We start from the raw sequence: 20,013 nt of genomic DNA on the forward strand, positions 1-20,013 counted from the left end.
CCATCATTTCTTCTTAGTTTCATCATAGCTGAATTTTTATTCTAAAAGATAGAAATGATGCCAAAGTTCAATTTTTCAGTTATGCTGATCACACCTTTATCATTGACGATGAATATGAATTTCTGTGTAATTTGTGGACATAAAACTACGGAAAAAATCCCACTCGGCGACCATCAATTACGTCGTGTTTGTACAGATTGTGGCAATATTCATTACATCAATCCTAAAGTCATTTGTGGTGCACTTGTACTCTGGGAAAATAAAGTTTTACTGTGCCGCCGCGCCATTGAGCCGCGTTATGGTTTATGGACACTTCCAGCCGGCTATATGGAACTATTTGAAACCATGGAGCAAGGTGCAGCACGTGAAACCCGTGAAGAAGCCGAAGCCGAAGTAGAGATTGAACAACTTTATTGTATGTACAATATTCCACGGATCGGACAAATTTATGTGCTGTTTAAAGCCAATTTAGTGAATGGTCAATTTGGCTCGGGTGAAGAAACTATTGAAAGCCGCTTATTTAGCGAAGATGAGATTCCTTGGTCGGAACTGGCCTTCCCAAGCGTAGAACGCACCTTAAGACATTATTTTGAAGACCGTAAAACCAATCAATTTGACATGCATTTAGAAACCTTAGGTTCACGCCTTGACCATACCGGTTAATCGATAAAATAAAAAATATAGAGCATAAAAAAGCCCATCATCTGATGGGCTTTTTTATATCGCAATTATTTGATTTTCACTTCATAACATGGTGCAAGATTAAATTGAATGCTACCGCCAGTGAATTTTGCCCACTTTTTCGCATCTTCGTCGGCTGAATCAATTGCACTATAAATGCTTTGGAAGCTGGCAAAACTGTTTGCCCATTTTACATCACTATCTGCTGAATCTTTAAAAGGCACATCATCCGCAGCCGGTTTACCACCTGAGCTCATTGCCAATAAGCTATTTAAGTTTAGTAATGCACCACCAATCACAATAGAATCACCCGAATTTGGAGAGGTCTGAATACTCGAGTTCATCCCAATCAATGCACCATCCAGGCTTTGGAATACTTTGTCAGCCAAGATCATACGAATTGAGATTTTATTGCCATCCGTGCCAGAGCTAGTAAACGCACGACCCGTGGTTCCAATGCGATACTGCTGCACATTGTTGTCATCAATCATGCTACTACCCAGTACATCAGCACCACTACAACCATTTGTGCCTGTCGACATATCGATGATTGTGCCAGAGGAATCCGTCACCGTGGCAGGCGTGGCTTTCATATTGGTCCGAATATCACCATTGCGGTCAATCACAATACCCAGTTTCACGGTATTCACCGAGGTATCGGTGAATTTAAAGGTCAAGTCTGCATACAGTGGGAAAATATAAGCCCCACTGCTGACATTATTTTCCGATTTAAACACTTTGCTGTCTAAATAGGTGATTGGGTAAATTTTATAAAGGTCAAGTGTGCCCTTAAAGCTTTCACTGTTGATCTGTTGTTGCCATAGACCGTAATTTTTCTTGTCTTCTTCATTGACTTCTTTTTTACCTGTCAGCAGTTTATAAAAACGCTCTTTACCTGCAATCATATAGTCATTGAACAATTTACCCTGTGTCACGATCAATGGCTGTGCATTGCTATCATCTACATTAAATTGGAAACCAGTTTGTGTAGTCAAATCTGGATTATTATTAATTGCTTTGGTAATTGGATGAATCCAGCTGTCTTGCGGCAGTGCCGTCATTTGTACAGGTTTCACTTTACGGATCAATTGTGCATTTACGCCACCAATACTGGTCACATCAGTTTCAGCTTTACCACGCCACTGCAAACCACTACCAAAGGTTTTGCCTTGACGATCTGTCATCACAATAAAGTGACCCACCAAATGCGTTGCTGATTTATCTTCAGCTTTACATTCTTCCTTGTTACAGCCCACCAAACCTTCCGTACCACTTAAGGCACTACCCAGAACTTCCTTACTAGAAAATAGTGAAAATTCAGGCTGATACACGGCTGCAGTCGTGATACGCATCAATTGAGTAATGACATCAAAAGCATCGGCATCAGAGACTTTAGAAATATCCACCCAAGTTTTGACTGCATCAGTGAAATCTTTATCCGACAAGCCTTTAAATTGCTCTGGCGTGATTAATGAGGTGATTTGCTCTAATTTTTTACGCTCTGCATCACCAATACTGATCGGCTGAATATCACGTGCATTGACAATTTGCTGACTTTGTAAGCCCACTGCCTGAATCAGACGCACCAAACGAATGGCTACTTTAACCGTTACATCATCAGGTGATAATTTTTGCGCAGCTCTGCCTTGAATTCCTGCTGCAATATCCAATAGGGTTAAACGCGGTAATTGCGCTACGCTGACATGGGCAATATTACTCATTGGAAATGTACCCAATTCAATTTTCTTGTCTTTTTCCCCTTGCAAGAAGAAAGTGATTTTATCTGCTGCCTTGCATGCACCAGTTGCCGCCCCACCATTTGGATCAAACAGCGTGGTAAAGCGGTTCCTAGTATCACTACTACAAGTGAAATTTAAACCGTTTAATGGATAATCCAAGGCAAATTCAACGCAGCCTGCTGTTCTCGCTTTACATGAACCGTTGGCCGTACTTTCATCATATACCTCAGGGGTCACGTTAGCACTTTCTCCACCACAACCACTTAAAGCCATAACCAATGCAGTTGCTACAAAAGGTAATTTATATTTATTTATGTTCATCCTGACTCTCTTTTATTCTATCCCTAACGGATTGCAACAAGTTTAATTTGCCCGTGATTGGTTAATGCACGATCTTCAACATCGATGGCTGAAGCCAACGGTGTCAGCAATATATATTTGCTGTTTACAGGCACATGTAATACCCCTTCTATTTTTTCGTGCTGAATGAGGGTAGATGCCCCCTCTTGATTTTTATATCCACCTGCACCTTCTAAGACACAACCTTTTGCATCTAAAAACACCACAAAAGGCCAATAAAAGGTGGGGTTATTCTGCCGTGATGCATACGAATTCAGCTGAATATTCTGTACAGATGGATTCAGGGCAGCAACTTCAAAATCGAACTCATCATTCAGCGGTGCACGTGGCCAGAAGTTGACCTCTTTATTTAAATCAAGTTTTTTTACTTTTTTCAGTTTTTTTTCAGAAAAACATTGTTGCCCCAAACCATTAATCACATCTGCTTGTGAAACGCGGTAATAAGTCTTTGCCAAGGTAATAGGGCCGGTATCTTGCACGACATTACGTTTAAACAGGGATTGCATTGTGGATTTACCCACACCCTTTTCACGTTCAACCGTTTGTAAACGCGTTGCGCCATGTTTAAGATCAATAATGCCTTCAGGCATTGTGTAAAAACGCTTTTTGCCTTCTAAGTTAAATTCTTTATCTTCTAAATATTCGTTTTTGACATATTGCTGTCCATCAATATCCACAAAAGCGGTATTTTCTGAGTTTTCCTGAATAATCACAGGTTTTACTTCTAAGACTTTTGGTGAAATTACAGCCTGCTGTTGAAGTACCGATTGCTTTTCAGTAGCAAGAGGTTGACTATTAACTGGAGAAACTGGCATTGATTGCAGCTGCATTTTTTCTGCAACCTGAAGCTTCACAGCACTTTTGGTCTGTGTTTCTATAGTTTTCACTGTGCCAAGATCGGTCTGAGCACTCGATTCAACTTTGCGAGTTTTAACTGGTTTTTCAGGAGTAGCAATCGCTGTCTGAACAATAGGATGCTGCGCTGGACTTGTTGCAAATGATGCTTTTTGCCCATCAGCAGGCAGGCTCTGCTGTTGTACAATAACGGGTTTTGGATTCGTTTTTGCAGCAGTCGCTTTTGGCGGCTCACGTTGAATGACTATTGGACGACCGTCAGGGCCAATAATGGTATGAAACTCTCCTGCATATGACCACGATACTTGCGCTAAACTTAACGTCAGTATCGTTTTCATCAATAAATTCCCTTTCATTCTTTTCCTTTGTTTACCAACGTGTTCTATAGTTCAATCCTAGAATGGTTATTTTTGTATTGGTTTTCACATTCAGGCCCGCGTATGGGTTAAGCAGTAAGTTATTTACGCCTGTTTGGTTGGCTAAACTACTGGTATTGGCTGGAATATTATCTCGGCTGCGTAAGAAACCGATAGACAAGTCTAAATCGGTGTCTGCATCCCAACGATAGCCCACGCCCATACCAAACAATTGTGAATTGTTGATTGGGATCATGGTGTTTCGTTTACCATCTGGAATGGCACTTGAACGTGGCTCATAACCCGCTCGTAATTTTAAACGATCGGTTGCTGAATATTCCATACCAATACCGAAGCTCCACGGCGAGGTAAAACCAAGCGGTAAAGATAACGAAGCGTCACTGACATTTTCAGAGAGTAATTTTGCAACTTTTAAAGCTGAAATTTGTCGGTCAAACTCAAACGTAAATTTGTCCCATGCGCTATAGTCAGTCCAGCCCACATCGAAATTCACCTGTAAATCCGGCATGACTTTATATTTAATCCCGGCTTGAAAATGCGCAGGATATTCAAAGTCCATGGACACCAAACCCGATTCACTCGATGGAATGTAATTCGGGAAGCCTAAAATAGCTGCAAGAATTTGTCCGGTTGGCGATGACATCAAGCCTTTAATTAATTCTTGTGGTGCTTTGGCATTATCAATATGGTATTTCCCTTTTAAGCGCATTTTTGCTGCACTTTGATAGACCATACCGAAACTAAAATCATCCGTTGGCTCCCACAGTACCCCCAAGTTAAAACTTGGACTTAAGGATTGCTCCACTGCTAATTGCATTTGACCGAATTTACCGAATGGGTTCATACCTTCTTCGGCATTGCACATCCCCAGTAATAGAATGTCGGTAATAATGTCTGAATTTTCTTTAAATGGCGTACAAACGACCTCATCGATCATTCGCAACATACCAATTAATTCATTGGGGAAACGTAAATCGGTTTTGAGACCCATGGCTTGGTAAGACATACCAATACCACCACCAATCGAAAGTTGATCATTGACCTGGTAACCCACGGATGGAGATAAATAGGTAATTCGTTCTAAGGCAACCTGTTGCCCCATATAATTACCCGGATTACCATTTTCAGCACCAAAACCAGCAACCAGTGGCGCATAAACTGCCGTCGCATAAGTCGCTTTAGAACCCGGCGGGTTATAGGCAATCCCCATGGTAGGTGCGACCAATGGCATACCTTCGCCTAAATCCACCATCTTTTTCAAAATAGGAACATAAAGACTTGGATATTCAACATCGCCACGAACTTTATCTTTAAAATCAGTACAGATATCAGATGCAACCTCTGGTCCATCATTACAGACCAATGGATCATCTGAATAGCCAAAGACGTTATAGCCTGGTGGTACGCTAAATTCACGTTGAAAGTCAAAGTTTGCAACAATAATTTGTTGCTCTGTTTGCAGACCTTCAATCTTGGTTAAGCCCGCAGGGTTAAAGTGAACAGCGTTTACCCCTGGCGGATCTGCGGTAACCGCGTTACCCATACTCAAGGAACGTAAATCTACAGAAAGGTTGGTGCCTAACTGTGCAAATGTAGCACTTGAACAGCCCGTTAAGAGAATGGCGCTAACGAGCGGTCTGAGTCGAATTTTATACATACGACCGCCCTCTTAGCGAATTTTCTTACCAAAGCCTAAAATATCAAGTGGGAATGACAAACCCAATGAAACGTCTGGCGCATCTTCCGTCAAACCAAAGCCTACCGTACCGTTCACAATCGTTTCTGGAGATACACGTACTCCAAGAGAAATTGCTAAGGTTGAACTGGTTTGATCGGCTGGTGAATAGGATTCACCGCTGCTGTAGGTAAATTCAGAGCCGGTATTAAAGCTTTGTTGATACGACATGGTCATCGATACGTCATAGTTAAATGAGTATGCGAAACCGAAAGAGAAACCGCCACTAATACCCGGTTCAAACTCATCAATGACACGGCTACCACGGCGTTGATTTAAACCGGTTTCTTTAAAACCATAGTTTGCAGAAACTGAAGCGAACAGCACCACCGGATCGATATATTTACGTGTACTTGCACCAACACCGGCAGAATAATACCCCTTACCTGTGGCTAAGTCGGTCGCAGAGTTGACTTCGTATGGACTGTCACCGCTTTTGGTCGATAAATTACCGAATAAAATCAGTGGTAAACGACCCGCTTGTAATGGAAATGGCTCCCAACGTGCCCCCAAAGAAATATCACCTAAACCTGCTGTAGAGGTATCCTTTAATAAGTCTGTCTTTGCTACCAATGGTAATGAAGCAGTAAAGGTTAAATTGTCTAAAATACCGTACTGTGCAGTAAAAGTATTAGTAATTGAGTGTGTTGCATTTTCTTGAACACGCAGTTGATAGAGCTGACCTTGAGCCATCTCCATATCAAGTTGTGTATCACGATAATAGGTATAGTCAATATCATAATAAGATGAGATATTACCTTTTTTGATTAATGAATACTGGCGTTCGTTTGATGTAAATACTTCTTGCAAGTTGGCTTCTTTACTGACGTCGCCTTCTTGCTGTTGCAGGGCTGAAGATGCTTGCGATTTTTCATCTACTGGTGATGTTTCGGTTACAGGTTGCGCATTTACAGACTGTGCCGCCACTGCTTCAACTTGCGCTTCCTGTTCATCTACAGTCTCATACTCACCTAATGCTGGCTCTTCTGCAGCATTAGCCCCTCCTACTAAATTAGCATCTGCAGTAGACTGGGATGCTGTTGATTCAACCTCTTCTTGCTGATCTACAACTTCATACTCTCCCAATCCTGGCTGCTCTTCAGCTGCATAAGCTGCGCCCATCAGCATTTGAATACTGATCGCTAATAGGGTTTTGTTCATCCATTTACTGTTCATATTCCATCCCACCAGTTTTTTATTTTTTTTAAGCTCAATCTTTCTTAAACGTTATTTATTTTTATAATAAAGACGCAAGAAATTATAATTTAAGTCCCCATAAGAATCTGATTCTTCATTCATATTTTTATCAAGTCGAATCGTAGATGCTTTATCGGCAATTTTGTCCATATAAAATTGCGGGTATTGCATATTTACCAAGGCATAACGATTCACGGTTGCATCTTCCACATGACGCATATCCGAATCTTGTAAAGCCAATAAATTTTTGCGGTTTTCTGGTGCAACATTAATTAAGAATAAGGTGTTATTTTCCCAAATTTCCTTAAAACGTACTTCATCGAAACTAATATTCCCCAATGCAGGGTCTGCGACATAGACGCGGCCATTTTTATACGCTTTAAACACTACAAAATGTTTAAAGCCAGCATAGGAAATTGGCACAATGGCAGGTTGCCCTTGCTTCACCAAGTCACTAAATTCCCCGCGATAACCACCGCTTTCAAAGCCAATTGCGCTAACAAAACGCTTCATATCCAGCAGTGAAAAGCTACGGCGCTCAACAATTTTGTCGGTCTCACCAAATTTCATTAGACCGTCCATAACCTGTTGTTCGGTTAAAGTCGCATTGAGATTGGTATAACCATTTAATAGGGTGGTTAACGCAGCAGAACCACAACTATAGTCATAGGCTTGGTGAACAATGCCACGAAATTGATCGACGATTGCCGGTTTAACCTGTACGGTTTCGCGGTGCATACGGGTGAAAGAATCATTACGAGAGTCTAAAGTCTCGGTGTAATACACAGCCTCAGCTGGTTTTTTCTTTATATCAAAAGCTTCTGTGGCAAAGTAATACATCAATGCCGAGCCTAATGCGATCTCTAACATATTATCTAACTTTTCTAGTTATCGGCATGACGTGCCATTTTTCATTATTTTAGAGTAGAAACTCTACTTCCCTGTTTTAGCAAGATACCTTTTTTTCGAAAAAAAAACAGTATTTTTTTTATTTTTTTGAAAAATTCAACAATATTTATGTAAAAAAAAGCGCGTGTAAACACGCGCTTTTTCAAGCAAAAACTTAGTGACCGCGAATTGTAATGATAGCACCCGGAACATATTGCCCCTGAGCTGGACTGAAGAAAGTCTGCATACCTTGAATTTCCATGTCACCAATAGAAGCAGCATCTTTGCTACCCAAATGGATACCTTGGATGTAGTTATCGTGTGCGCCACTTGTGCTCACGATACGTACATAACCTTTATCGTTACCTTCTTCACCAAATACGCTGATGCTTTGGTTCAATACTAAGTTACGGCTATTCGCATCTGCCACTTGAATTTTGTCAAGGTGGATCACACCAGCTGCACGTGTTGAAGTTTTGGTTGAGTTATCTAAGATACCCAAATCAGTAATGGTTAAACCACCGATCATAGTTGCATTCAATTTAATCATTGCGCCTTGTGGTGCAGCACCCAATTGAATATTTGCAGCCATTGGACCAGTTTTTACTGTAAGACCGGTTAAGATCGCATTCTCTTGACCTGTACCACCACGACGGATTGTTGCTGCATTTGCTGCAGGTGCATCAGCAGATGATACAACGCCAATTTCACCGATATTGATATCTAAACCAGATACTTGTGCGGCAATGTTAATGAATGGATTGCCACCGTTTGCATCAGAGTCAATTTGCAAATCAGCTAAGTTACGTGAAGGTAGTAAGTAAGCACCACCGTTGTCGTAATTGGCGCCAATCACAATACCTTTAGTTGTAGTAGCACCAGTACCATTCGCTTTAATATAGATAGCACCTGCTTCACCAGTACCACCTAAAGCAGCATCAGCTAAACCGTCATTATCGTGAATAAATAGTTTTTCGATTTCGATTTTAGAAATACCAATCCCGATGTTAATACCATCTTGACCAGTTGTAGCACCCAATGAAGCATCGTCCATTGCTTGCATTGCCATCGCATTTGCACTAATTGCCAATGAAGAAACTAAAGCAAGTTTAGTAAATTTTTTCATTCGTACTCTCCCAAGAGTATTATTTTTTTGATTGTCAACCACTCGAGATTCCATGCTGTTTTTTGTTTTTAGACAACAATGGAGTCTTTCCTTGAGCAGCCTGTTTGCCCTACTAAAGTTATAGGTGTGTCATTTTTTGTTCAACTGCTGTTGGTCGCAATCCATATGTTACCGATAAACGGTATTTACAGTTTTTCTGCATAAATATTGTTATAGAATAGGCAATCTATGTATAGCCTTTTATAATTTAACATCGTATGAATAATCCGGTTATTTTTCAAAAACTGTTGACTGAACAATGGCTTAACACAGCTCAAATATTGTCTGCTTTATCTCATCTCACTCATTTAGTTTACTTAAAAAATGTAAACCAACCTGTGATCACTTTCTTTGCATCTGAATACATGCTTAAACAAGGTCAAGTCACTCAAAATTTCAAACGAATTTCACTGTATCAATATCAAGAAAATTCACAATCTATTAATTTAAATCATTTTTTTAATCAGAATATTCAAAACCATCATTCTGACTTTAACGGTGGATTGATTGGCTTTGTCAGCTATGACCGTGCAGCCCAACAACAGGTTTCGATTCAACAAAAAAATCAACCTGCCTTATTTTTGGGCATTTATCGTAGTTATCTCAAACTCACCCCTCAAGGTTGGACTTTTTTTAGCGATGAAGATGAGGCTGAAAATATTTTTCAAGTTATTCAGGATGCAATACAACACAAAAAACCTCCCTGTTTTTCACTTACTCAACCTTGTAGCGCGCGCTGGAATAAAAATGAATATGTAACTGCCTTTAAGAAAGTTCAAGACTATATTAAAGCCGGTGATTGCTATCAAATTAATCTGACTCAAGAATTTACAGCAAAAGCTCAAGGATCCTTATTAGCGACGGCTGAAGGGTTTTGGAAACTCACCAATGCTCCTTATTCAGGTTATTTAAAGATTGATGACTTTGAACTATTAAGCTGCTCACCTGAATTGTTTATTAATTTTGAAACAAATCGGAAAATTGTCACTCGTCCCATTAAAGGTACAATGCCCCGTTATGCTGACTCGAAACAAGATGAACAATCCAAACAAAACCTGATTCATTCTAAAAAGGATCAGGCAGAAAATGTAATGATTGTTGATTTACTGCGCAATGATTTAAGTGTTTATGCGGAAACAGGTTCGGTAAAAACACCACAACTTTTTGAAATTGAATCTTTTAATCAGGTTCATCACATGGTGAGCGAAGTCACTGCAACATTAAAAGAAGAGATCAATCCATTTGATGTCTTAATGTCTGCACTGCCTGGAGGTTCGATTACGGGTGCGCCAAAAATTCGCGCGATGCAAATTATTGATGAACTTGAAGGTGCTCCACGTGGTGCTTATTGTGGATCGATGGGCTATTTTAATTTTGATGGTACAGGTTCTTGGAATATTTTGATTCGTTCTATCCAAAAATATCAAGATGAAGTGTCTCTATGGGCAGGGGGTGGAATCACTATTGCCTCAGATTGCGATGCAGAATATCAGGAATGTTTTGATAAAGTTTCTGCCATGCTTGATTTACTCAATACATGGTACAAACCAAAAGAAAAAAGCGAATCTTGAGCAAATTAAAGCACTGCTTTAACGAAGCGCAAAGTATAGTAATCGTCATCATTCCTCCCCTTACGGAGCAGTGCTCCTCATCTTTTTAAAGGGAGAATTCCCTCCTTTGGTAAAGGAGGGTTAGAGTAAATTCCTAAATCACGCCAAAATATCGTTTTTCAATGTATGAACCAAACGTTGATTTTGCTCATCAGTACCAATGGTAATACGTAAGAATTGATTAATTCGCGGTTTATTAAAGTAGCGCACGATAATGCCACGTTCACGTAGTTCCGTTGCCAATTCGCCTGCATCTTTAATGGGTAATGATGCAAAAATAAAGTTGGCTTTCGAAGGTAAAACCTTAAAACCAATAGCTTCTAAATCAGCAACTAACTTTTCACGGCTATCAATCACTTTTTGGCATTGTGCTTCAAAGTAAGCTTGATCTTCAAATGAAGCCACGGCAGCTGCAATCGCAAAACGATCCATTGGATAGGAGTTAAAGCTGTTTTTTACAGCTTCCAGCGCGGCAATAAGATGTGGCTGAGCAATCGCAAAACCAACCCGTAAACCCGCCAGTGAACGTGACTTAGATGTCGTTTGACATACAACTAAATTTTCGTATTTTTCAACTAAGCTGACCGCGGATTCCGCACCAAAATCAACATAAGCTTCATCAATGACCACCACTGAATCAGGATTTGATTTGAGCACTTCTTCAATTGCAGATAATCCTAATGCAATACTGGTTGGCGCATTTGGATTGGTGATAATGATGCCACCATTGGCTTGCTTATAGTCATCCACCACAATTTCAAAGTCATCATTGAGTGGCAAAACTTTGGTTTTGACCCCAAAAAATTGACTATAAACAGGATAGAAACTGTAGGTAATATCCGGATAAAGCAATGGCTGTTCTTGCACAAAAAAGGCTTTAAAAATATGTGCTAGCACTTCATCTGAACCATTTCCGACAAAGACATTGCTTGCATCAACATTCTGCTGAATGGCTATGGCTTGCTTTAATGCAGAAGCATCTGGATCTGGATATAAACGTAATACATCGGCTGAATTTTCCAATACCACTTGTACTGCTTCTACCACTTTAGGTGAAGGTGGATATGGGTTTTCATTGGTATTAAGCTTCAATAAATTTTGGATTTTCGGTTGTTCACCCGGTGTGTACGGTTCTAATTCACGTACATCTGGACTCCAAAAACGCATTTGTTCTGTTGTGATCTTCATTTTCAAATTCTCTAAGTTCCCTCTCCTTCTAGGAGAGGGTTAGGGAGAGGTCCTTGATTCCCCCTCTCCTAACCTCTCCCTTAGGGAGAGGAAAATTCATTTCTTTATTAATTTCTGCTTAATAACTTACTTATAACGATATCTTGCTGATCTCGCATGGGCATCCAAGTTTTCTTGTTGCGCTAAAACATCAGCTGTTTTCGCTAAAGTCTTCACACCTTCCTGTGAGCACATGATCAAGCTTGAACGCTTTTGAAAATCATAGACACCGAGTGGTGATGAGAAGCGCGCTGTGCCTGAGGTTGGTAATACGTGGTTTGGACCTGCACAATAATCACCAATCGCTTCAGGAGTATAACGCCCCATAAAGATTGCACCCGCATGGCGAATACCTTCAGCCATTGCTTCCGCATCATCCAAGCAAAGTTCTAAATGTTCTGGTGCAACTTGATTGATCAAATCAATAGCTTCTTGACGGTCTTTCACTAAAACCAGAGCACCACGATTAGCAATAGATGTACGTGCAATATCAGCTTTAGGCAATTCAGCGAGATGATCTTCAATTGCTTGCTCAACTTCATTTAAAAGCTGTTCATCTGGTGTAATGAACACAGCTTGAGCCACGGTATCATGCTCCGCTTGAGACAATAGATCCATCGCCAACCATTTCGCGTTATTTTCACCTTCGGCATAAACCAAAATTTCCGAAGGACCTGCAATCATGTCGATACCGACTTGACCGAATACCGCACGCTTGGCAGCTGCAACAAAGCGGTTACCCGGACCTGTAATTTTATCTACACCCGGAACAGTTTCTGTACCATATGCCAAAGCTGCTACCGCTTGTGCGCCACCAATGGTAAATACACGAGTCACACCTGCTAGATACGCAGCAGCGAGTACCAATGGATTCAATTCACCATTGGGTGCAGGAACCACCATAATAATTTCAGCAACACCCGCAACATGAGCAGGTACAGCATTCATCAACACTGAAGACGGATAGGAAGCTAGTCCACCCGGCACATAAATCCCGACACGATCAAGCGGTGTGATTTTTTGACCGAGTGTATTGCCCAAAGCATCCACATAGGTCCAGCCATCCTGCTTTTGCGCTTGATGGAATTCACGAATTCGATTTGCAGCCAATTCTAAAGCTTCACGAACTTCATGATCCAAACCTTCAAAAGCCGCTTTGAGTTGTTCTTGGGTGAGTTCAAGATCTGAAAACTGATGCGCTGGATGTCGATCGAACTGTTGAGTGAGTTTAAGAACATGAGCATCACCATGTTGACGCACATCAGCAATGATTTGGTCTACGGTTTTTAAAAGTTCAGGATCATTCACAGTCTCAAAAGCCAACAAGTCTACAAAGGCTTGCTTAAAGCTTTGATCTTGGGTCGATAAACGTCGCATCAATTTACCCATCAGGTTTGAATTCGAAGGCTTTAGTTTACCTGTTTTCATGCGCTTTGTCGGTAGCTATAATACGGTATCAGTATTAGTTTTATTGAAATTAACTTTCGCTAAGATTGATGAAAACACTGAATATCTACAGTTTTTTCTCAGGCATAAAAAAACCGCCAGAGAATGGCGGTTTTTCAAATTTGCATTCAGAGATGCTTATTTTTTGCTTTCGCGTTCTTCAACTGCTTTTTCAAGCTGTGCCAGAATCGGGTTCAATAAAGTTTGCTTACGTTTGAAGCTGGCCTTATTCACAATCAAGCGTGAAGAAACTTTGCAAATTTCTTCAAGTGCCTCAAGACCATTGGCACGCAGTGTATTACCTGTATCGACCACATCGACAATGTAATCCCCTAAACCGACCAATGGTGCAAGTTCCATCGAACCGTAAAGTTTAATCACATCAACCTGTTCACCTAAGCTCGCATAATATTGACGGGTTAAGTTCACATATTTGGTCGCAATTTTTAAACGGCCTTTCGGACGCTCCATACCGACCTTGCCTGCTGTCATTAATTTACAGTTGGCAATTTTTAAATCGAGCGGTTCATACACATTTTGTGCGCCATGTTCCATCAGCACATCTTTACCTGCAACACCTAAATCAGCCGCCCCATTTTCCACATAAGTCGGAACATCCGAAGCACGTAAAATTAAAATACGTACCTGCTTATGTGTCGTGGGGAAAATCAACTTACGTGATTTATCTGGATCTTCCAGTAAGTTAATTCCTGCTGTTTCAAGCAATGGTAAAGTTTCTTTTAAGATACGCCCTTTGCTTAATGCTAAAGTCAAACCATGATCAAAATTGCCCATTACGTCAAAGTTTGGATCATCGTTTCTCATATCACTCATTAACTTACTCGCTTAATTTGGGCACCTAAACCCTGTAACTTCGCTTCAATATCTTCATAACCGCGGTCAATATGATAAATACGGTCAATCAATGTTTCCCCGTCTGCTGCTAAAGCCGCAAGAACCAAAGAGAATGAAGCGCGTAAATCGGTTGCCATAACGGGTGCAGCAGACAGCTTGTCCACACCGGTCACAACAGCATCATTACCTTCTACCTGAATATTGGCTCCCATACGGGCCAATTCAGGAACATGCATAAAACGGTTTTCAAAAATCGTTTCAGAAATAGTGGCAAAACCACGACCAATGGCATTTACCGCCATGATCTGCGCTTGCATATCTGTTGGAAATTCTGGATGTGGTAAAGTCTGAAAGCTCACCGCTTTTGGACGTTTACCCATCATGTCGAGCTCAATCCAGTCATCACCACGGGTTACTTCCGCACCCATTTCTTCAAACTTGTCTAAAACAGATTCGAGCAATGAGGGATCGGTATGGGTCGTTTTGACTTTACCGCCAGTAATGGCAGCAGCAGCCAAGTACGAACCAGTTTCAATACGATCAGCAACCACGGCATATTCACAGCCATGCAAGCTTTCAACACCCGTTACAACCAGTGTATCCGTATCCAGACCTTCAATTTTTGCACCCATTTTAATGAGCATTTGCGCAAGGTCAGTAATTTCTGGTTCACGTGCCGCATTACGAATCGTGGTCACACCATCAGCTAAAACTGCAGCCATGAGAATATTTTCAGTACCACCCACAGTCACCATATCAAAGATGACTTCGCCACCTTTTAGACGACCGTCAACTTTGGCATGCACATAACCATTTTCCACTTCAATTTCAGCACCCAAAGCCTCTAATGCTTTTAAGTGTTGATCGACAGGACGTGAACCAATGGCACAACCACCTGGAAGCGATACTTGTGCACTACCATAGCGCGCAAGTAATGGACCAAGCACCAAAATTGAAGCACGCATGGTTTTTACGAGCTCATAAGGTGCAAACTGATTGTTCAATGTAGAAGTATCAGCTTTAACCGTGTCGCCTTCATAAGACATTTGAATACCCAGACCAGCAATCAATTTCACTAGCGTATTCACGTCTTTAAGGTTAGGCACATTGGTTAATGTGATCGGGGAATCCGCAAGAATCATCGCTGCAAGTAAAGGCAATGCTGCGTTTTTCGCACCAGAAATACGCACTTCACCTTCGAGCTTAACACCGCCCTGAATTAAAAATTTATCCATTTAGTTCTAAGCTCCGAATAAGCTTGCTTTACGCCATTCTTCTTTGGTCATTGCACGAATAGTTACCGCGTGTACTTCACCGCTGGCAATATATGAATTTAACGGAGCATAAACCGTTTGTTGACGTGCGACTGGGCGCTTGCCTTCGAATTGCTCATCGACGATTCGAAGATCAAACTTACCGCCTTGCCCACTAACTGCAACTTCAGCCTCTGGAAAAGCAGCTTTTAAAATTTCAGTGAGCTGTTCACTATTCATCACAAAGACCTCTTATAGGACCAACGGTGTAAAAACCTGCCATTTTACTATAAATATGAAAAATAAATCATTAACGCATAACATTTTATACATAAAAAAAGAGGTCTTTAAAAAACCTCTTTTTGTTGAAAAATAAAACTATGCAAGCACAGGTGGATATTCAATCTGCATTTTTCGATGTTTATGTAATTGTCTTTTTAACTTTTCTGTTAATTTTTTAATTGAAGTATACATATCATCGGCACTGGCTTGAGCAAACATCTCTATACCTGGTAAACGAATAATCGCTTCCGCAATATGATTGTCACTGCCCTTTTTAGAATGTTTATCTATTTGATGATCTTTTGAAAGTTTGACCTGCATACTATTTACTTGATCTAAATTTTTTATCATTTGCGAAAATTTAAGGCGAATATTTTCTTCAATTGCAGGGGTAATGGTTAAATGGTGACCACGAATTGTTATTTGCATAGTTCTATCCCTCACCTTCTTTTAGGATTAGAAAAGAATAGCCCAGCCGACCTAATGACAGCAAAAATACAATCCTGCAGATTTAACATTAAATCATTTCGACTATTCCTTAAGTAAAAAGAGATTCATTATGTTGTCATAATGAATCTCTAGAATAGCCACACTTTAAAATTTAGATCAAGACTTTTCGTTCAGAAGATGACGGAATATGTAACGACTCTCGATATTTAGCCACCGTTCGACGGGCTACATCAATCCCGTCTTCTTTCAGTAAATTCGCAATTATATTGTCTGATAAGGGTTTGCGGGGATTTTCTTCAGACACTAATTTTTTAATTTTGGCTCGAATAGCAATAGAAGATGCTTCGCCACCCGAAGTTGTTGCCACATGACTGGAGAAGAAATATTTCAACTCAAATAGACCGCGTGGTGTGAGCATAAATTTATTGGTGGTTACACGCGAAACCGTAGATTCATGTAACTCTACTTCTTCGGCAATATCACGTAGCACCAAAGGTCGCATTCCTTCTGCACCCACTTCTAAAAACATCTTCTGATGTTCAACAATACAGCTTGCGACTTTTAATAAGGTTTTATGGCGCTCATCGACACTTTTAATAAAGTTTTTTGCATCTAACATTTGATTGCGCAAATATTGATTATCATTGCTTTGATCAGCACGTTTAATCATATTGGCATAAAAAGAATTGATCCGTAATTTAGGCATAACATCCGGATTTAACTGCACCTGCCAATGGTCATTTTTTTTCATCACCACCACATCTGGAATTTGATAATCTGAATCTTTTTCCTCAAACTCCATTCCCGGATAGGCTTTTAACGTTTTTAAAAGATCAACTGCACACTTTAATTGATCTGGATTTAAGCCCGTTTGTTTAACTAACTTTGGCAATTCATTGGAAATCAGTAACTCATAATGATTCAATAACGTTATTGCTTCACAACGATAGGCTGTTTGCTCAGGTAAACTTTTTAATTGCACCAATAAACATTCAGCTAAATTGCGTGATGCCACACCAGGAGGATCAAGATGCTGAATATGTTTTAAAACCGCAACCACTTCATCATCTTCGACTTCATCGTCGTAATCCATAGATTCTAATAAATGCTGAACGGTGGTGGTTATTTCTGTAATGTCTGCATCCAAAAAGCCTTTTTCATCCAAAGAATCAACAATACAATGCGCAATCAGTTTATCGACTTGTGAAAAATGCAATAAATTAATCTGTTCAAGCATATGCTCTTTTAAGCCTAAATGACCTTGGCGGTTATCTTCACGCTCTTCATATTCAGGTGTACCTAGACTTGTTGGCTGATGGGTATAAACATCCTCCCAATCGGTATCCACAGGTAAATCATCCGGCAAAGTATTGGCATTTAACTCATTGGTAAGGTCTTTATTGTCACGTTCTTGCTCTTCCAAAGAAGATAGACTTTCAATATTCGACTGTTCTTCTATTTTTTCTAATAAAGGATTACTATCGAGTTGAATTTGAATTTCTTGCTCAAGCTCTAAACTAGATAATTGAAGCAAACGAATGGCTTGCTGCAACTGCGGTGTCAACGACAAGGAGTTCGCAACTCTTAATCCAACCGATAACTTCATTCTTAAAGTTCCTCATAATTCTGCGACTTATAAGCAATTTTTATGCCGATTTTAAATTTTATAACACAGATAAATCAAAATTCATACAATCAGCGAGCCTAATTTAATTTTTTATTTAGCTCAATTTTTCATAAACTTTGAATTAATTCATTTATTTAATTATTAAAAAGATTAAATTTACTGATTTCTTATTTAGATTAAGGACTATAAAATATTTTAAAAATTTGAAAAATTTGAAATAAATTTGTCAAACAATGTGCTTTTCTAATAAAAATAAGATGAATTAAGGATGGTTATATCTAATTTTCTGGCTATTTTTTGATGTCTATACGGTACAAAAAAATGAACGAATATATTTGTAGATTTAAGCTTTAAAACTTTCAGGAAGATTAAATTTTTTACCTTCAGGGATTGGGAGAGAATGAGTTGAGTTTCATAAAATGTCTAATATTTGACATTGTCAATTTTATACCCTCTAAGCATCTGATTAATGATATAGATTTTATATATGCTTAACTATTGATGAATGATGTAGTAAGTATTGGACTGCTCCCAGTATCCTAGACATGAGATAGCTTCATTTTGAAGCTGCCTCAAATGCTTCTGGGCTCATTCCGTCGAGATGCGAATGGCGCTTAATCCGATTGTAAAACATCTCGATATAATCAAACACATCTGCACGTGCCATTTCACGTGTTTTATAGATCCTCTTTTTAATTCTCTCCTTCTTTAAGCTGCTAAAAAAGGATTCAGCAACGGCATTATCCCAACAGTTGCCTCTGCGGCTAATACTGGGAACTAAGTTATGCTTCTGACAGAATTTCTGCCAGTCTCCGCTACTATATTGTGAGCCTTGGTCTGAATGTATGATCACAGGCTCATTCGGTCTGCGTCGCCATACTGCCATAAGAAGTGCATCCAAAACGATATCCTTGGCAAGAGTTGGTTTCATTGACCAACCGATCACTTTTCTCGAATATAGATCAAGAACTACAGCCAAATACAACCAACCTTGCCAGGTGCGGATGTAGGTAATATCAGTCACCCAAGAGGTATCAGGTGTGTTTACAACAAACTCTCGATTTAAGTGATTTGGTGGCACAATCTGAGGACGACCACAGCCATAACTCTTATGCTTTTTATATCCTCGAACAGCGGCAATTCCATTGTTCTTCATGATCTTCAGCACACGATTAGGCCCGCAGCTTTCGCCCAATTCTTTTAGATCCAGCGTGATGCGACGATAACCATAGATGCCATAACTGGCCTCATAAGAAGAGAAAATAAGTTGTAATAACCGTTTGTCTTCAATCGTCCTACCTGATTCAGGTTCATGCAACCAGACGTAATAGCCAGCACGAGCAATCTTAAGAACCCGACACATCGTTTTAATCTTAAACTGATGGCTGTATTCAAGGATAAACTGATACTTTACTCGGGCAGGCTTGCAAAGTACCTTGCGGCCTTTTTTAGAATATCCCGTTCCTCTTCAGTTTGTTTAAGCTGACTCTTAAGGCGCAGGATTTCTTTCTTTGCTTCGAGAAGTTCATGTTCATCAGAATTGTTACATAGAGGTTGTACCGCCTTTAGCCATTTATAAATGCTGTGCTGTGATACACCTAAACGTTCTGCCACATCAGTGACAGAATATCCACGTTCGGTAATCAATTTAACAGCTTCATCTTTAAATTCTGGGGTATATCGTTGTCCACTCATAATGTTCTCTCCTATGCAAAAAGAATAGACGAAATTTGTCTAGGAGAGTGGTGGCAGTCCAAAAAGATGGTTAGGTGTGTCTAGAATTTTGGTGGCTATTCATATTGTTCAATATATTTAACTACATTAAATAAGAACTGTGTAACAACCAAGCTTCTAAAAAATAGTATTAATCTCATAACAAATCCCCATTATCATTTTTATAATAATCTTTTTACTTATTTCTTTTTTAATTTATTCCGCACATAAAAAAACACCCCCTTCTCTTGAAGGGGGTGTTTTCAGGAATAATGAGCTGGCGATGACTTACTCTCACATGGGTAACCCCACACTACCATCAGCGCAAAGAGGTTTCACTTCTGAGTTCGGGAAGGGATCAGGTGGTTCACTCTTGCTATTGTCGCCAGCACAACTGTTTATGGATACTCGCTTAGTCTTACGTTTGTGCTAAGGTTTTTCCAAATCTTTACAGATTGGGCTGTTTGAGTTGCTATTGTCTAACTAACGCTTCACTAAATCAAGTTTTTTGTATCGATTCAATCGAACCATACAACTGTTTGGGTGTTGTATA

General features: G+C 39.9%; 16 protein-coding genes and 1 rRNA gene. 2 read left to right on the top strand and 15 right to left on the bottom strand.

The window, feature by feature from the left end:
• Positions 1–114 precede the first annotated feature (114 nt).
• The gene (locus HLH18_RS03735) at positions 115–663 is read left to right on the top strand and encodes an NUDIX hydrolase (RefSeq protein WP_171545794.1); all 549 of its coding nucleotides are present in this window, start codon (positions 115–117) and stop codon (positions 661–663) included.
• 65 nt (positions 664–728) lie between these two features.
• On the opposite strand, the gene filF is transcribed toward HLH18_RS03735, so the two are convergent.
• The 6 genes from filF to filA all read right to left on the bottom strand — a co-directional run bounded on the left by filF (position 729) and on the right by filA (position 8,958).
• Positions 729–2,741: a putative pilus system protein FilF gene (gene filF / locus HLH18_RS03740; protein WP_171545795.1), complete on the bottom strand. Its 2,013-nt coding sequence runs from the start codon at positions 2,739–2,741 to the stop codon at positions 729–731.
• Positions 2,742–2,764: 23 nt separating this feature from the next.
• Positions 2,765–3,973, bottom strand: a complete 1,209-nt coding sequence (filE, locus tag HLH18_RS03745; protein WP_250852365.1) for a putative pilus assembly protein FilE — start codon at positions 3,971–3,973, stop codon at positions 2,765–2,767.
• 31 nt (positions 3,974–4,004) lie between these two features.
• A complete protein-coding gene (gene filD / locus HLH18_RS03750; protein WP_171545797.1) occupies positions 4,005–5,669 on the bottom strand; it encodes a putative pilus system OmpP1/FadL family transporter FilD in 1,665 nt (554 codons plus the stop codon).
• Positions 5,670–5,681: 12 nt separating this feature from the next.
• Positions 5,682–6,923 (bottom strand): putative pilus system protein FilC, encoded by a 1,242-nt coding sequence (gene filC / locus HLH18_RS03755; protein WP_171545798.1) that lies wholly within the window; start codon positions 6,921–6,923, stop codon positions 5,682–5,684.
• A 51-nt stretch (positions 6,924–6,974) separates the two neighbouring features.
• Entirely contained in the window at positions 6,975–7,814 is an 840-nt protein-coding gene (gene filB, locus HLH18_RS03760; RefSeq protein ID WP_171545799.1) for a putative pilus system C39 family peptidase FilB, read from the bottom strand.
• A gap of 193 nt (positions 7,815–8,007) precedes the next feature.
• Positions 8,008–8,958: a putative pilus system protein FilA gene (gene filA, locus HLH18_RS03765; RefSeq protein WP_171545800.1), complete on the bottom strand. Its 951-nt coding sequence runs from the start codon at positions 8,956–8,958 to the stop codon at positions 8,008–8,010.
• A gap of 257 nt (positions 8,959–9,215) precedes the next feature.
• Between filA and pabB the strand changes: the two genes are divergently transcribed.
• On the top strand, positions 9,216–10,568 hold the full coding sequence (gene pabB, locus HLH18_RS03770) for an aminodeoxychorismate synthase component I (protein ID WP_171545801.1): 1,353 nt from the start codon (positions 9,216–9,218) through the stop codon (positions 10,566–10,568).
• Positions 10,569–10,706: 138 nt separating this feature from the next.
• Here the strand turns inward: pabB and hisC are convergent, their stop codons facing one another.
• The 9 genes from hisC to rrf form a co-directional block, all read right to left on the bottom strand.
• Entirely contained in the window at positions 10,707–11,795 is a 1,089-nt protein-coding gene (gene hisC, locus HLH18_RS03775; protein WP_171528946.1) for a histidinol-phosphate transaminase, read from the bottom strand.
• Positions 11,796–11,921: 126 nt separating this feature from the next.
• The gene (hisD, locus tag HLH18_RS03780; RefSeq protein WP_171528952.1) at positions 11,922–13,223 is read right to left on the bottom strand and encodes a histidinol dehydrogenase; all 1,302 of its coding nucleotides are present in this window, start codon (positions 13,221–13,223) and stop codon (positions 11,922–11,924) included.
• Positions 13,224–13,418: 195 nt separating this feature from the next.
• A complete protein-coding gene (hisG, locus tag HLH18_RS03785; RefSeq protein ID WP_171528947.1) occupies positions 13,419–14,114 on the bottom strand; it encodes an ATP phosphoribosyltransferase in 696 nt (231 codons plus the stop codon).
• Positions 14,114–15,370 carry a UDP-N-acetylglucosamine 1-carboxyvinyltransferase gene (gene murA, locus HLH18_RS03790; RefSeq protein WP_171528948.1) on the bottom strand — a complete coding sequence of 419 codons (1,257 nt, stop codon included), beginning with the start codon at positions 15,368–15,370 and terminating at the stop codon, positions 14,114–14,116. The genes hisG and murA overlap by 1 nt, the downstream gene beginning before the upstream one ends.
• A 6-nt stretch (positions 15,371–15,376) precedes the next feature.
• Positions 15,377–15,628, bottom strand: coding sequence for a BolA family iron metabolism protein IbaG (gene ibaG / locus HLH18_RS03795; RefSeq protein ID WP_004650949.1), 252 nt, complete (start codon positions 15,626–15,628; stop codon positions 15,377–15,379).
• Positions 15,629–15,766: 138 nt separating this feature from the next.
• Positions 15,767–16,099: a ribosome hibernation-promoting factor, HPF/YfiA family gene (hpf, locus tag HLH18_RS03800; RefSeq protein ID WP_171528949.1), complete on the bottom strand. Its 333-nt coding sequence runs from the start codon at positions 16,097–16,099 to the stop codon at positions 15,767–15,769.
• Positions 16,100–16,271: 172 nt separating this feature from the next.
• Positions 16,272–17,726, bottom strand: coding sequence for an RNA polymerase factor sigma-54 (locus HLH18_RS03805; RefSeq protein ID WP_171528950.1), 1,455 nt, complete (start codon positions 17,724–17,726; stop codon positions 16,272–16,274).
• Between the two features lie 577 nt (positions 17,727–18,303).
• A protein-coding gene (locus HLH18_RS03810; protein ID WP_171528951.1) for an IS3 family transposase occupies positions 18,304–19,442 on the bottom strand; the annotation gives its coding sequence in 2 pieces (ribosomal slippage) (positions 18,304–19,184 and positions 19,184–19,442; 1,140 coding nt in all).
• Positions 19,443–19,735: 293 nt separating this feature from the next.
• Positions 19,736–19,850, bottom strand: a 5S ribosomal RNA gene (rrf, locus tag HLH18_RS03815).
• Between the last annotated feature and the right edge of the window lie 163 nt (positions 19,851–20,013).

The sequence above is a fragment of the Acinetobacter sp. ANC 5414 genome, from assembly GCF_013004295.1.
Classification (GTDB): Bacteria; Pseudomonadota; Gammaproteobacteria; order Pseudomonadales; family Moraxellaceae; genus Acinetobacter.